This is a genomic window from Bacteroides congonensis (assembly GCF_900130125.1).
GTDB lineage: Bacteria > Bacteroidota > Bacteroidia > Bacteroidales > Bacteroidaceae > Bacteroides > Bacteroides congonensis.
Genome location: NZ_FQXY01000009.1, coordinates 1,047,025 through 1,061,435 on the forward strand (window position 1 = coordinate 1,047,025; position 14,411 = coordinate 1,061,435).

Genomic DNA, 14,411 nt, shown 5'->3' on the forward strand with positions numbered 1-14,411 from the left:
GATAGAAAGGTCTATTCGTATGAAGAAAAAAATATTACTAGTCGACGATAAGGCGACAATCGGGAAAGTAGCAGGGGTTTATTTAGGAAAAGATTATGATTTTACCTATTTGGAAGATCCTATTAAAGCTATAGAATGGCTTAATGAGGGTAATATGCCCGATCTTATTATTTCGGACATTCGTATGCCCCTCATGATGGGAGATGAATTTTTAAAATACATGAAGAATAATGAGTTATTCAAGTCAATTCCTATCGTTATGCTGTCTAGCGAAGAGAGTACAACAGAAAGAATCAGATTACTGGAAGAGGGAGCTGAAGACTACATCCTGAAGCCATTCAATCCTTTGGAACTTAAAATCCGAATAAAAAAGATTATCGACTAATACCGGAGCTTCCACATGCAATATTTTGTTTACATAGGCAAAGATAGTAAAACAATCGAGCTGTTCTCTAAACTAAGTATAGGGGTATTCTATGCGGCATCGAATTGCAATAAAGCTATCAAAGTACTGGATAAGATACGGGAAAAATATGACGCTGCCCTATTTTTTGAGCAGGTAAACCTGTCTAAAGATATTGCTGATATACGCTATATGCGCAAAAAATATCCGGGGCTTTATATGGTACTCGTCATTGATTCTTTATCCAAAGAGGAAGCGTCAGAGTATCTCAAAGCCGGAATCAACAATACCATCAAATACGAAACCACACACGAAGCCCTGACTGACTTGTCAACCTTCCTCAAGCGCAGGAAAGAGCAAAAAATAAAAGCTCTTCAACTCAAAGCGCAAAATATAAACGCTTTCAAGCTGCCATTATGGAAAAGAGCTTTTGACATATTCTTTTCGGGAATGGCAATACTGTGTCTTTCTCCCCTTTTGATATTTACGGCATTAGCCATCCGGATAGAGAGTAAAGGCCCGATTATCTACAAATCCAAACGTGTAGGAAGTAATTATCAGATATTCGACTTCCTCAAGTTCCGCTCGATGTACACCGATGCCGACAAGCATCTGAAAGACTTCAACGCTCTCAACCAATATCAGGAAGAAGAGCAGGACATTTGGGGAGAGGAAGAAGAACCGGAAGCAGAACTTAATGAAAATGCCGACGAAGAAGAAATCCTCCTGATATCTGACGACTTCGTTATCACCGAAGAAGATTATATTCACAAGAAATCCAAAGAAAAGAGTAATGCGTTCGTGAAACTGGAGAATGACCCCAGAATCACGAAAATCGGACGGTTCATTCGTAAATATAGCATTGACGAGTTGCCACAGCTCATTAATATATTGAAGGGGGATATGTCGATAGTAGGCAACCGCCCTCTCCCACTCTATGAAGCTGAATTACTGACCAGTGATGAGCATATCGACCGTTTTATGGGACCGGCAGGGCTAACCGGACTCTGGCAGGTGGAGAAAAGAGGGGAAGCCGGAAAGCTTTCCGCCGAAGAGCGTAAGCAACTGGACATCACCTACGCAAAAACATTCTCTTTTTGGCTGGACATAAAAATCATCCTGAAGACAGTCACTGCATTTGTTCAAAAAGAGAACGTATAATTCCCCTTTCGGACAATGGACTCTTATATCTACATACTAGATGATTTGGTATTCTTCTTCACAGGAGTTTTATTTCTATATCTTTTTATATTGGCAGTGGCGTCGCATTTCAAGCATATCATCTATTCAAAAACCAAGAAGAAGTACCATTGTGCGATTCTTATCCCGGAAGGTAGTCCACTTATAACCATCTATAAAGAAGAGCCTTACGAGTTTATCACCTATAATGACTTGTACCAACGTATCAACAGTTTGGACAAAGAACAGTATGACCTGGTACTTATTCTGTCTGATACAGCCTGTGCCTTGTCACCACGATTGATGGACAAGATATACGATGCCTACGATTCAGGCATACAGGCAATCCAATTACATTCAATTACCGAAAACCGCCAAGGCTTTCGAAACCGTTTTCGCATCCTGTGTGATGAAATAAAAAACAGTATTTGCAGAGCAGGAAACACTCAGTTTGGATTGTCATCCAATTTACTCGGAACCAATATGGCTATTGATTTGGAATGGCTGCAAAAGAATTTGAAAAGTTCCAAAACCAACATTGAGCGGAAGTTACTCCGACAGAATATTTATATAGATTACCTGCCGGACGCAATCGTTTACTGCCAGTCCTCCCCTGTCTGCCCTTATCGGAAACGTATCCGGAAGATGGCTTCCTATCTGCTTCCTTCTTTATTAGAAGGAAACTGGAGTTTCTTTAACCGGATTATACAGCAATTGATACCTTCTCCACTAAAATTGTGTATCTTCGTAGGCATTTGGGCTTTATTGATTACAGGATACGACTGGACTTCATCATTTAGTTGGTGGATACTGCTTTTCGGTTTACTAATCACATACAGTTTGGCAATTCCTGATTATTTGGTAGAAGATAAGAAGAAGAAAAAACATTCAATATGGAGAAAAAGACACTTAAACAGCGAATTAAAGGAAATCCCGGCTTAAAGCAAGCAATTCATCGTTTCATCATGCATCCCGTCAAGACACGCCCTAACTGGTGGATACGTCTTTTCGATTTCATCTATCTGAAACGCGGAAAAGGTTCTGTTATCTACCGAAGTGTACGCAAAGACCTTCCCCCTTTCAATCGATTCTCTTTAGGAAGATATTCGGTGGTGGAAGACTTCTCCTGTCTTAACAATGCTGTCGGCGATTTGGCAATCGGGGATTATACCCGTATCGGACTAAGAAATACAATCATAGGTCCCGTTACTATTGGTAATCATGTCAACCTGGCTCAAAATGTAACTGTCACCGGACTCAACCACAATTATCAGGATGCGGAAAAGATGATTGACGAACAGGGGGTGAGTACACAACCCGTTGTTATCGAGGATGATGTATGGGTAGGCGCCAATTCGGTGATTCTTCCGGGCGTCACTTTAGGTAAACATTGCGTAGTGGCTGCCGGAAGTGTAGTCAGTCATTCCGTTCCTCCCTATTCCATATGTGCGGGATGCCCTGCTAGAATCATCAAAGCGTACAATTTTGAAACAAAAGAATGGGAGAAAGTAGAGAAAACACCTACTAGTAACCATAAATAATGAGAATAGCTGCGTAATATACCTTATATAGGTGATTGTGACACATTCTGAAACGCACTATCTTTGCAGTATCAGAATTGAATTAATTAGTCATAATTTTATTACGTAGCCACATTTAAGTAAAAATGAAATAGAATCCCGCCGAAGCGATTTCGTCGGGATTTTGTTTTTAAATGATATTTTATAATCCCAACAAGACCAAGATATGTATACGCAGGTTTATTTCAAAATAAAAAAAACGAGTTAATTCCTCTATGGAACCACCCGCCTCACATCAGAAAAGCCTTAAAGGCTTTTCTTTTCCTTACCTCTTTTTTCCTGAAAACTAATCTTCTTTTTACCCTAAAACTTCTTACCTATTGTTATCCTTTTACCTTCTATTAAAAACTTTCCTATTGAACTAAAAACTTTAATACCTTAAATTTATTGTCTAATCTAATACCTTCATATTTTCTTTTACCTTATAAACTAATAGCAATTTCCCAACTGCACTGCAAAGGTACGAATAATTTCCGTGTGCGCAAACGGTTTTATATTTAATAACATTTCATTAGACTATAAATCTTTCACATCGCTCAGCGCAACTAGCTTATTTACAATAGCATAGATAGTCAGACCGGCAGCACTGTGTATTTGCAATTTTTTGCTAATATTTCTCCTGTGAGTGATGACTGTGTGAATGGACAAAAACAGTTTTTCCGCAATTTCCTTATTCGTCATTCCTTTCACCACACAGATTACAATTTCTCTCTCCCGTTGGCTGAGTGCATCCTGACTATCAGTTTCTTCTTCCTCAGAAGCCATATTCAGCAAACCTGCAATCTTCTTGGAAAGAATTTCCAAGTCATCAAAGATAGAAATAGACTCATCGTACTTGCTCAACAAAGAAGCGTCTACAAAGGAAGTAACCAAAGCTATCACACGTATTCTTTTGCCGGATGTTTCTTCCCGGAACTTACCCACATCAAAATAATCACCAAAAGCCGGATTGACAATCAGCATATCAGGATACTGCGTCCGGACACAATCATTTAATGCCTCAACAGAAAGCAATTCAATGGGCTGTACTTTTACATTAGAAAGACGTTTCAAAGCGGCAGTCAATCCGCCACGAATAATCACAGATGTTTCGGCAATCGCAATTCGGATAACTTCACTATTTTTCATTTTCTCTAATCCTCCTTTCCAAGTTCAGAATAGCAGGAACAAAAATATAATCTTCTACCTTACAATGAGATTCCAAACCGGCCTCGCAAGCATAAATATCGAAAAGAGCGGCATTTAAAAGATTCTCATTGGCCTTGGCAGGACAATATTTAATAATAATATTCTTCAGTTCCGTCAACTTCTCTCCTACCTGGTCATGATGCTTGGAGAATGTACTGATTTGATAATTCTTCGGAGCATTCCCCGCAATCAACGCATCGACATACTTGAATACGGTTTTCTCTTCATAATCCATGTGCTTACGTACTTCACGTGTATATTCGTCGAAAAACCTCAGAATAAGAAAAGCGACGTCATCTTGTGAGCAGTCGATAGCCTCAATCAGCTTACGCCGTATGGCAGGAAGAGAAAAATCAAGGAAGTAACTATGCGCTTGTCGCAGGTAGTCTATCAATCCCGGTATGGAAATATTATCCTTATCACCATTCAGCCGTGAAAAGCCTTCAGCTATGAAATTGACCACAATTAAAAAAGTCTGGCAGTCTACTCCGTTCTGTTCACAGACCTCTTTTACTGTTTTATCTCCGAAACCTAATGACAGCCCGAAGCGGCTCATCACTTGCAATAAAGAATAGTCGTCACTGATAAGATCAATCATCTTGTCAGTTGATTTATATTTTTGTAAATTATCCATCGATACCTACTTTATATTAGAGGCTGCAAAGAAACGGAATATTTCACGGATATACAATCATCATTTATAGGTATTTTGATTCTTTACAAATTGCTAAATACCAATTATATGCTACTATTTTGTGTCCCAAGTATAGGCGAGCATCTCTTTTTTTAGTAATTTTGTCGCTATCAATTTGTAATTAATAACTCGTAATAATTAATAAAATGGCAAACGAACTCGAATTGAAATACGGCTGCAACCCTAACCAAAAGCCTGCCCGTATCTTCATGAAAGAAGGTGAACTCCCTATCGAAGTACTGAACGGACGTCCCGGTTACATCAATCTGCTAGATGCATTCAACAGTTGGCAGTTAGTAAAAGAACTGAAAGAAGCTACCGGACTACCGGCTGCCGCTTCCTTCAAGCATGTCAGTCCGGCCGGCGCTGCCGTTGCAGTGGAAATGAGCGATACACTGAAAAAGATTTATTTCGTGGATGACGTGAAACTGTCGCCATTGGCAACAGCATACGCACGTGCACGTGGCGCAGACCGAATGTCGTCTTACGGGGATTTTATCGCATTGTCCGATACTTGTGATGAAGAAACAGCACGTATCATCAACCGTGAAGTGTCTGACGGTGTTATTGCACCGGATTATACTCCCGAAGCTTTGGAAATTCTGAAGAATAAAAGAAAAGGCACCTATAATGTTATCAAGATGAATCCTGCTTATCGTCCTGCTCCTATCGAACACAAAGATGTTTTCGGCGTGACTTTCGAACAGGGAAGAAACGAACTGAAAATTGATGAAAGTCTTCTGAAAGAGATGCCCACAGCCAACAAAGAAATTCCGGCTGATGCCAAACGTGATTTGATTATTGCCTTAATCACTTTGAAATATACGCAGTCCAACTCCGTTTGCTATGCAAAAGACGGACAGGCAATCGGTATCGGCGCAGGTCAGCAATCCCGTATTCATTGCACGCGTCTGGCGGGCAACAAAGCTGATATCTGGTATTTACGCCAACACCCGAAAGTGATGAACCTGCCATGGATTGACAAAATCCGTCGTGCCGACCGTGACAATACCATCGACGTATACATTTCAGAAGACCATGAAGACGTATTGGCAGACGGTATTTGGCAACAGTTCTTTACTGAAAAGCCGGAAGTCCTGACTCGCGAAGAAAAACGCGCCTGGTTGGATACCATGACTGGGGTAGCTTTAGGCTCGGATGCTTTCTTCCCGTTTGGAGATAATATAGAGAGAGCACACAAAAGCGGTGTCAGTTACATTGCGCAACCGGGCGGTTCTGTTCGTGACGACCATGTTATCAGTACTTGCGACAAGCATAATATGGCAATGGCATTTACGGGTATCCGCTTGTTCCACCATTAAAAAAGCATCCCCTATAAAAGTGAAGATTTACAGTTGTTAATCCTAACTTTTACCAATGTTAAAGTTAACTTCTTATTTTACATATCCCCATTTATAATGAGTATGAGACAATTATTCCATTATAAATGGGGATTTCCTATTTATAAAGGACACCCTATCTTTGCGGCATTACATTTAAAACAAAATCAAGATGAATAAAATTGGAGTATTTTACGGTTCCACTACCGGAACAACAGAAGACCTTGCCCGTCGAATTGCAGAGAAATTGGATGTTTCTTCGGAACATGTATTTGATGTATCCAAACTTACAGAAGCATTAGTAAATGAATATGATGTGTTAGTACTTGGTTCTTCCACATGGGGAGCAGGCGAACTTCAGGACGACTGGTATGACGGTGTGAAAGTTTTAAAGAAATGTGATTTGTCTCACAAATATGTAGCCTTGTTCGGTTGCGGTGATTCGGATTCTTATGCAGATACATTCTGTGACGCAATAGGAATTCTTTATGAAGATTTGAAAGATACCCGTTGCAAGTTCTGCGGTTCGGTAGATACGGCAGGATATACGTTCGACGCTTCCATCGCTGTTGTGGACGGTAAGTTCGCAGGGCTTCCGCTTGATGAAGTCAACGAAGACAACCTGACAGACGAGCGTATCAGTGCATGGGCTGAACAAGTGAAACAAGAAATCAGTTAACTTTACCTTTATATATTAAAGAATACTTTGCATCATGGCTACTGAAAGAATCATTCCCGGTGAAATCAGGATTTTCCTTAATCACATTTATGAGTTTAAAAAAGGCGTACGCAATATGGTACTTTATACAATGAGCAGAGAGCACGAAGAGTTTGCCATCCGCCGGTTGAAAAATCAAAAAATCAGTTATATGATACAAGAAGTAGGTACCAATAAAATCAACCTATTTTTTGGAAAGCACGAATGTATGGAAGCTATGCGGCATATCATCATTCGCCCTTTGAATCAGCTGACCGCCGAAGAAGATTTTATTTTGGGAGCCATGCTGGGATATGACCTTTGCCAGCAATGCAAACGGTATTGCAGTAAAAAAGAAGGTATAAAGATTGCAGTGTAAGCGATAACCTTAGCATAAGTTTAGCTTTGTTTGTATGTGGTTTGTCTTGAGTGGAATCGTTTCTTTAAAAAACAGGTATCCATCAGAACATTTTCCAATGGAAACTTGTTATACAAGAAACGATTCCCTCAATTACAACCAAATCAAACATTGCAATGAAGCAACAACAAGAACAACTCACCGCCTACACACTGGCCGGTATTTTCACCCTTTCGTTACGACTTATTGTCGGCTGGACTTATTTTTCAGCCTTTTGGCGAAGACTTGCCCTCGAAAACAAACTCATCCCGGATTCTGCCGGATACATCGGAGAAAAGTTTAATCACTTCCTTCCTAACTCACTAGGAATCAAACCTATCATTGAATATCTTGTCAGCACTCCCGATTTACTTTGGTGGGCAATGATCATCTTCACCATCGTCGAAGGTGTAGTCGGATTATTGTATATGTTCGGCTTCTTTACAAGATTGATGAGTATAGGTGTATTCAGTCTTGCATTCGGCATCCTGTTAGGCTCCGGCTGGTTGAGAACTACCTGTCTCGATGAATGGCAAATAGGTATTTTAGGCGTATCGGCGGGATTTACTATCTTCCTTTCCGGTGGCGGCAAATATTCTTTGGATTACCTGTTACAATCCGAGTTGCCCAAAAACAAATGGCTGGTATGGATCACTTCCGGTGAACTTCCGTTGTCTATCAAGCGATTTAGTAAAGTGGCAATCAGCGGTGCAGTCGTATTGTTCATACTTGCGCTATACACCAATCAGGCTTTTCATAATGGTGTATGGGGGCCGTTACATAACAAATCCGTAAAACCCAAAATCGAACTCTCAGATGCAAAGATTGATAATGGGACTCTCTCCTTTAAAGTATATCGTGTAGAAGGTGCCGACGTATATGGTTCTTTCCTTATAGGTATTACGCTAAAAGAGGCCAATGGCAAAGTAGTGATTCAAAAGAATGGAGAAGAACTGTCACAATTCCCGCTTACCGATATAAAGAATGATTATGTAGCCAAAGTGGCTCCGGGCAAACACAGTCTTATTATCCCACTAGGCAGCAAAGCAACTCTAAACATCACAGACAATACACTGAAGAACTTGCCTGAAGGTCAGTATGAACTAATTTTGACTGACATCAGTGGAACTGTATGGAAGCAAGATATGATTGTCAACTAAATCAAAACAAACGATTTTAATAATAGAACGGCGCATATTAGATGAAAATAGCAGACTAATATGTGCCGTTATTCATTGTATAAACTTCCTTTTATATTCAATTCAACAGCTTTCCTCATAGTTCTGAAGGCTATCTTTTTGATTTAGAATGAATTTATATATTCTTTGCAACTCTAAATATCGTCTTATACCCTTCAGACCATTTTTTATCGGACAACCAATCCAAATAGTTCAAGTCATGATTGTGTTTCTCAAAAACATATACAGTCAAGTTTGTTTTATTACATACATCGAACCGTGCTTGCAAATCCAACACACTTTCTACAGGAACATTAGCATCATCTTTCCCATGAAACACATATATAGGAATATTTATTCTTAAAAGTCTAGTCTTGTTAGGTTCCAGACAGAAATGCTCCTTAAACCATTGAGGCATAACATTAAAGTAGTTACTTTTTATCCATGCCCAATTATTTTCTGTTACACATTTCATTAAATAATCATGAAAAGGAGCCCGCATTCTCCTAATGTCACGAATATCAATAAGACTATCTTTTACAACATCCAACGATTCGAACGGTGCATTCTGAAATAGCTGTGATTTACAGGCAAGCACTTGTTTATCCGTATTCTCATATTCTTCGAAACTAATTGCCTTATCCCCATTCCGGTCAAAAACAGCATTAACCATGTTCATTACTCCATATCCTTCATTCTGCCATTTTATAATATCAAACATATTGTCATGTGCATAACCATGCAATAGCAAGGCATCAATTTTGACATTTCCTCTTTCAACCACGATTGGAGCAATTATAGTCCCTTCACTTATTCCATATAGTATTATCTTACATTTCTTAAATCTCCGGTCTTTAAAAAGTGACAAAATCATCACTTCTATATCTTCCGCTTCCTGCAACGGTCCATATTTAGCATATTTCACCGAATCCACTTCTACAAAGAACGGCGGCTTCTCTCCGGTTTTACACCCGCGTCTGTCATAAGTAAAAAAAGCAAGTCCCTGTTCACAAAAGCCCTTAGCCAATTCGTCATTATAATTAAACGTCGGACGTTTTGTCAAATAGGTACTCGGCCCTGTCCCCGAAATACAAAAAACAATAGTTGCGACGTCGTTGTCCGGCAAACAGATACGGGTATTGATTACTTCACCGTCTTCAAGTTTGACAGTTTTCACTTCAGATGTAAATGCCATAAGATTGAAACTCATCAAACTTATCAACATCAGGAATAATATTCGTTTCATAACATATTGTATTAAATTAGTTTATAGATATTAATGTCGACAGAACAAACAGAAAATTCAGCTACGCACTCTCCATTTTCTATATATGTCGACATTTAAACTTATTTATTACAAACAAGACGAAAAAATTTACGATTGGTCATATACCTACAAATTACAATATTTACTGATTTTACTTTATGCAGTAAACATCCTTAATAAGAGTCTCAAAAAATGTATAAATACCAAAGGCTAACCTGCATACCTCAAATATATGCTTACTGATATGCACCTTTGTTAATTTTCTTTCCCATTCATTCCCTAAATCCACCCGTTTTAGCTTAAAATTACCTACATATATTGAATTTAAGAAACAACTATGCCTACTAATAGGTATTGCCACATTTTTTAACACCACCTAACTTTGCAGTCGATAAAATTATTAAAAAGATGAGAAAAATAACTGCAATCGTTATTCTTTGTTTCCTCTCTTCTCTCACACTTTCAGCGCAGGAAACAACAGATAATTCTAAAGACAGTAAATCTTCTTCTACGGAAGAATATACTAAATTCCGCTTTGGGGGATATGGTGAAATGGTCGCAAACTTCAAAGACTACGGTATCAACCGCTTTTATGGCGGCAACGACGGTAATCCTAAGAAAAACAGGAACACAATCTCCATTCCCCGTTTTGTTGTAGCCTTTGATTACAAATTCAATTCCAAATGGATACTCGGTGCTGAGATTGAGTTTGAATCCGGTGGAACAGGTACTGCTTTCGAATTGGAAAATACAGAAAATGGTGAATACGAAACCGAAGTAGAAAAAGGTGGTGAAGTGGCTATTGAACAATTTCACATCACACGCCTGATTCATCGGTCTATCAATGTACGTGCCGGACATATCATCGTCCCGGTGGGCTTGACCAATGCCCACCATGAGCCGGTTAATTTCTTCGGACCTTCGCGCCCGGAAGGTGAAACCACCCTCCTGCCCTCTACCTGGCATGAGAACGGACTTGAAATCTTCGGTTCCTTCGGAAAAGGTTATGCAAGTTTCGATTATCAGGCTATGGTCGTAGCGGGTCTGAATCCCAACGGCTTCGACCGTAACACATGGGTAGGCAGTGGTAAACAGGGAATCTTTGAAGAAGACAACTTTACTTCTCCCGCCTATGTATTCCGTTTGGATTATAAAGGAGTTCCGGGATTGCGTGTAGGCGCATCCTTCTATTATTGCGCAGATGCAGGTTCCAATTCAGACAAGGAACAGACTTATTCAAGCTACGGAAAGATTCCGGTGCGTATCTATACGGCAGACGCACAGTATCGCAATAAATACGTAATAGCACGCGGTAACGTCGTGTATGGGAATTTAGGAAACTCTTCAGGAGTAAGCCAGGCAAATGTCAAGTTATCGAATAAATCGCCTTACAGCCGTTTGGCTCCGGTAGCTAAGAATGCGATAAGTTATGCAGCTGAAGCCGGTATCAATATCCGTTCAGTATTCGGTGGCAGCAAGAAAATTCCGGTAATCTATCCATTTGCCCGTTACGAATACTATAATCCACAAGAAAAGGGAGAAAAAGGTCAGACAATGGAAAAACGCTGTCAGGTAAGTATGTGGACAGCAGGTTTGAACTGGTATGCTTTGCCCAATCTGGTAGTAAAGGCGGACTATGCGACACGTCAAATCGGAACAAACAAGATTTTCGGCGTATCCAAAGCCTACAACAGTGAAAACGAATTTTCTATCGGAATAGCCTATATAGGATGGTTTATCAAGAAATAACAAATAATTAATTATTTAATTTAGATAAGATGAAAACAAAATTCTTTTATGTTGCAGCCCTGATAGCGGGACTGGCATTTACAGCAACTTCTTGTAGTAGTGATGATGACAATCCGATAGTGGATCCTGCAAATATCGACTACACCTCTGAAAATGCTTCAAGCTGGCATAATTACATGAGAAACGTTGCAGCTCTCCTGAAAACAGACGCAACCAATCTTTATGATGCATGGAATTCAAGTTATAAAGGCGGAACAAGCTATGCCGATCTTTTCAAAGCACATAATAGTTCAGCTTATGCAAGCGCTCTGAGTTGCGTAGAAGAAATCGTAGACAAATGCGCGGAAATTGCCAACGAGGTAGGTACTGCCAAGATCGGTGATCCATACAACTTGTACAAAGCCGGAAACACAGAAGAAGCATTATATGCTGTAGAGTCCTGGTATAGCTGGCACTCTCGTGATGACTATACCAATAACATCTATTCGATCCGAAATGCTTATTATGGTTCTTTGGACGGTAGTATCAATACCAACTCTCTGGCAACAGTGATTGCTGGTGTTAACCCGACACTAGACACCAAAATAAAAAATGCTATAAAAGCAGCCGCAGAAGCCATTCAAGATATTCCGCAGCCTTTCCGTAATCACATTGCCAGTGATGAAACAGTAGTGGCAATGAATGCTTGCGCAGATTTGGAAAGCTTATTGAAAAATGACTTGAAGTCCTATATTTCGAATAATAATAACGGTATCAACAGCGATGCAGTACTTAATCCTGTAGTAACACGCTATGTCGATGCAGTAGTAGTACCGACTTACAAAAATCTGAAAGAAAAAAATGATGCATTATACAATGCAGTGATAGCACTTGCAGACAATCCATCGAACAAAGCATTTGAAACTGCTTGTGCTGCCTGGATCACCGCACGTGAACCTTGGGAAAAAAGCGAAGCATTCCTGTTCGGTCCGGTAGACGAAATGGGACTTGACCCCAACATGGATAGCTGGCCTTTGGACCAAAATGCAATCGTACAGATTCTGAACTCTCAAAGTTGGAGCGATCTGGAATGGAGCGATGATGATGACGATGCTGCCGTTGAATCAGCTCAGAACGTACGTGGTTTCCATACACTGGAGTTCTTACTCTACAAAAACGGTGTACCTCGTAAAGTACAGTAAAGATTTATCTTACTAAGATAGTATTGAGAAGTAAAGGCGGGATACCGAAATCCCCCTTTACTTCTTTGGTATGTTAAAAACATATTATTGAAATTAAGTCAATAAACAATGAATCACTTTCTAAAATATTCATTTTCTATCTTTTGTCTGCTGACGTGTGCGGCCTGCGACGACGACGGAATTGATGTACTGGATATAGAAATCCCGGAAGGATATGCCCTATCCGCCGGTACATCCACTATTTTCCTAAGCTCATCCGTAGCCTATGATACTCCCGCAGACTGGATAACAGGAGCTTATGACATCCGTTTCACCCGCGGAGACAGGCTTTATGATGACGTGCGTACAAGTAACAACGGTCATGGCGGCGGACTGGGTCCCGTCTATGCCGGCTATTCGTGTGGTAGTTGTCACCGGAATGCCGGACGTACCAAACCATCCCTATGGACGGAAGGCGGTTCGGGAAGTTATGGATTCTCTTCCATGCTCATCTACATATCCCGTAAAAACGGAGCTTTCTTCCAAGACTATGGGCGTGTACTTCACGATCAGGCAATCTACGGAGTACAACCGGAAGGTAAACTATCCGTAGAATACACCTACGAGGACTTTTCTTTCCCTGACGGTGAAACGTACACACTCTGCAAACCGAATTATACTATCTCCGAATGGTATGCCGAAGAAATCAAACCGGAAGATTTGTTCTGTACCGTACGTATCCCCCTACGCCACGTAGGCATGGGGCAGATGATGGCTTTAGACCCTATCGAGATTGAAGCACTCGCAGCAAGAAGCAATTATCCCGAATATGGAATCAGCGGACGATGCAACTATATCATGGAGCGCGGGGTCAAATGTCTGGGACTGTCCGGAAATAAGGCCCAACATGCCGACTTGACGGTAGAGTTAGGCTTCTCCAGTGATATGGGAATAACGAACAGCCGCTACCCAGAAGAAATCTGCGAAGGACAAATACAAGTCAACCAAGGCAGTATGATGGGACTTTCTTACGATCAACTGGATGTCAGTACGGAAGAAATGGAGAATGTAGACCTCTACATGCAGAGTCTTGGCGTTCCTGCCCGGCGTAATGTAAATGACCCGCATGTAATCAAAGGGGAACAAAACTTCTATAAAGCCAAATGCCATCTTTGCCATGTAAGCACCCTTCACACAAAGAAGCGCGGCACTGTCTTATTGAACAATACCCAACTCCCGTGGCTGGGCGGTCAGACGATTCATCCCTATTCCGATTATCTGTTGCACGACATGGGTTCCGAGATTATGGGAGTCGGCCTGAATGACAACTATGTAAGCGGTCTGGCTCGTGGAAACGAATGGCGTACCACTCCGCTTTGGGGAATCGGTCTGCAAGAAAAGGTGAACGGACATACTTATTTCCTGCACGACGGACGTGCCCGCAATCTGACGGAAGCCATCATGTGGCATGGCGGAGAAGGAGAAGCATCAAAGAACCTGTTCAAGAACATGAGTAAAGAGGATCGCGACGCATTACTCGCATTTTTAAATTCACTTTAAAGTAAAAAGTAGTATATAC

The 14,411-nt window shown here is 40.6% G+C and carries 14 protein-coding genes; 11 read left to right on the forward strand and 3 right to left on the reverse strand.

Annotation, left to right across the window (positions count from 1 at the left end):
- Positions 1-19 precede the first annotated feature (19 nt).
- From BQ7997_RS11035 to BQ7997_RS11050, 4 genes are read left to right on the forward strand one after another with little or no spacing between them, the layout of a single operon-like run.
- Complete coding sequence (locus BQ7997_RS11035; protein WP_022137887.1) at positions 20-385, forward strand: response regulator; 366 nt, start codon at positions 20-22, stop codon at positions 383-385.
- 15 nt (positions 386-400) lie between these two features.
- A complete protein-coding gene (locus BQ7997_RS11040) occupies positions 401-1,564 on the forward strand; it encodes a sugar transferase (RefSeq protein WP_022137888.1) in 1,164 nt (387 codons plus the stop codon).
- Between the two features lie 15 nt (positions 1,565-1,579).
- On the forward strand, positions 1,580-2,524 hold the full coding sequence (locus BQ7997_RS11045) for a glycosyltransferase family 2 protein (protein WP_073346246.1): 945 nt from the start codon (positions 1,580-1,582) through the stop codon (positions 2,522-2,524).
- Complete coding sequence (locus BQ7997_RS11050; protein WP_073346249.1) at positions 2,476-3,123, forward strand: acyltransferase; 648 nt, start codon at positions 2,476-2,478, stop codon at positions 3,121-3,123. The genes BQ7997_RS11045 and BQ7997_RS11050 overlap by 49 nt, the downstream gene beginning before the upstream one ends.
- A 555-nt stretch (positions 3,124-3,678) precedes the next feature.
- On the opposite strand, the gene BQ7997_RS11055 is transcribed toward BQ7997_RS11050, so the two are convergent.
- Entirely contained in the window at positions 3,679-4,290 is a 612-nt protein-coding gene (locus tag BQ7997_RS11055) for a helix-turn-helix transcriptional regulator (RefSeq protein ID WP_044656870.1), read from the reverse strand.
- Positions 4,280-4,984 (reverse strand): hemerythrin domain-containing protein, encoded by a 705-nt coding sequence (locus BQ7997_RS11060; RefSeq protein ID WP_073346251.1) that lies wholly within the window; start codon positions 4,982-4,984, stop codon positions 4,280-4,282. The genes BQ7997_RS11055 and BQ7997_RS11060 overlap by 11 nt, the downstream gene beginning before the upstream one ends.
- Before the next feature lie 206 nt (positions 4,985-5,190).
- Here BQ7997_RS11060 and BQ7997_RS11065 point away from each other — a divergent pair, with 206 nt between their 5' ends.
- From BQ7997_RS11065 to BQ7997_RS11080, 4 genes are all read left to right on the forward strand, one after another.
- Positions 5,191-6,366 carry a phosphoribosylaminoimidazolecarboxamide formyltransferase gene (locus BQ7997_RS11065; RefSeq protein ID WP_073346254.1) on the forward strand — a complete coding sequence of 392 codons (1,176 nt, stop codon included), beginning with the start codon at positions 5,191-5,193 and terminating at the stop codon, positions 6,364-6,366.
- A 190-nt stretch (positions 6,367-6,556) separates the two neighbouring features.
- Positions 6,557-7,063, forward strand: a complete 507-nt coding sequence (fldA, locus tag BQ7997_RS11070) for a flavodoxin FldA (RefSeq protein WP_022137894.1) — start codon at positions 6,557-6,559, stop codon at positions 7,061-7,063.
- 34 nt (positions 7,064-7,097) lie between these two features.
- A complete protein-coding gene (locus tag BQ7997_RS11075) occupies positions 7,098-7,460 on the forward strand; it encodes a DUF2023 family protein (protein ID WP_022137895.1) in 363 nt (120 codons plus the stop codon).
- 155 nt (positions 7,461-7,615) lie between these two features.
- Entirely contained in the window at positions 7,616-8,638 is a 1,023-nt protein-coding gene (locus tag BQ7997_RS11080) for a TQO small subunit DoxD (RefSeq protein ID WP_073346256.1), read from the forward strand.
- Between the two features lie 154 nt (positions 8,639-8,792).
- Here the strand turns inward: BQ7997_RS11080 and BQ7997_RS11085 are convergent, their stop codons facing one another.
- Positions 8,793-9,902: an alpha/beta hydrolase gene (locus tag BQ7997_RS11085; protein WP_139260900.1), complete on the reverse strand. Its 1,110-nt coding sequence runs from the start codon at positions 9,900-9,902 to the stop codon at positions 8,793-8,795.
- 429 nt (positions 9,903-10,331) lie between these two features.
- On the opposite strand from BQ7997_RS11085, the gene BQ7997_RS11090 reads away from it, so the two are divergent.
- The 3 genes from BQ7997_RS11090 to BQ7997_RS11100 all read left to right on the forward strand — a co-directional run bounded on the left by BQ7997_RS11090 (position 10,332) and on the right by BQ7997_RS11100 (position 14,392).
- Positions 10,332-11,672 carry a hypothetical protein gene (locus BQ7997_RS11090; protein ID WP_044656872.1) on the forward strand — a complete coding sequence of 447 codons (1,341 nt, stop codon included), beginning with the start codon at positions 10,332-10,334 and terminating at the stop codon, positions 11,670-11,672.
- Positions 11,673-11,701: 29 nt separating this feature from the next.
- Positions 11,702-12,853, forward strand: a complete 1,152-nt coding sequence (locus tag BQ7997_RS11095) for an imelysin family protein (RefSeq protein WP_073346261.1) — start codon at positions 11,702-11,704, stop codon at positions 12,851-12,853.
- 108 nt (positions 12,854-12,961) lie between these two features.
- Complete coding sequence (locus BQ7997_RS11100; protein WP_073346264.1) at positions 12,962-14,392, forward strand: di-heme oxidoredictase family protein; 1,431 nt, start codon at positions 12,962-12,964, stop codon at positions 14,390-14,392.
- The last annotated feature ends 19 nt before the right edge of the window (positions 14,393-14,411 follow it).

Bases quoted from the DNA above. Each gene is read 5' to 3' on its own strand.
- BQ7997_RS11035 (WP_022137887.1), top strand. From the start codon at position 20: ATGAAGAAAAAAATATTACTAGTCGACGATAAGGCGACAATCGGGAAA.
- BQ7997_RS11040 (WP_022137888.1), top strand. From the start codon at position 401: ATGCAATATTTTGTTTACATAGGCAAAGATAGTAAAACAATCGAGCTG.
- BQ7997_RS11045 (WP_073346246.1), top strand. From the start codon at position 1,580: ATGGACTCTTATATCTACATACTAGATGATTTGGTATTCTTCTTCACA.
- BQ7997_RS11050 (WP_073346249.1), top strand. From the start codon at position 2,476: ATGGAGAAAAAGACACTTAAACAGCGAATTAAAGGAAATCCCGGCTTA.
- BQ7997_RS11055 (WP_044656870.1), bottom strand. From the start codon at position 4,290: ATGAAAAATAGTGAAGTTATCCGAATTGCGATTGCCGAAACATCTGTG.
- BQ7997_RS11060 (WP_073346251.1), bottom strand. From the start codon at position 4,984: ATGGATAATTTACAAAAATATAAATCAACTGACAAGATGATTGATCTT.
- BQ7997_RS11065 (WP_073346254.1), top strand. From the start codon at position 5,191: ATGGCAAACGAACTCGAATTGAAATACGGCTGCAACCCTAACCAAAAG.
- fldA (WP_022137894.1), top strand. From the start codon at position 6,557: ATGAATAAAATTGGAGTATTTTACGGTTCCACTACCGGAACAACAGAA.
- BQ7997_RS11075 (WP_022137895.1), top strand. From the start codon at position 7,098: ATGGCTACTGAAAGAATCATTCCCGGTGAAATCAGGATTTTCCTTAAT.
- BQ7997_RS11080 (WP_073346256.1), top strand. From the start codon at position 7,616: ATGAAGCAACAACAAGAACAACTCACCGCCTACACACTGGCCGGTATT.
- BQ7997_RS11085 (WP_139260900.1), bottom strand. From the start codon at position 9,902: ATGAAACGAATATTATTCCTGATGTTGATAAGTTTGATGAGTTTCAAT.
- BQ7997_RS11090 (WP_044656872.1), top strand. From the start codon at position 10,332: ATGAGAAAAATAACTGCAATCGTTATTCTTTGTTTCCTCTCTTCTCTC.
- BQ7997_RS11095 (WP_073346261.1), top strand. From the start codon at position 11,702: ATGAAAACAAAATTCTTTTATGTTGCAGCCCTGATAGCGGGACTGGCA.
- BQ7997_RS11100 (WP_073346264.1), top strand. From the start codon at position 12,962: ATGAATCACTTTCTAAAATATTCATTTTCTATCTTTTGTCTGCTGACG.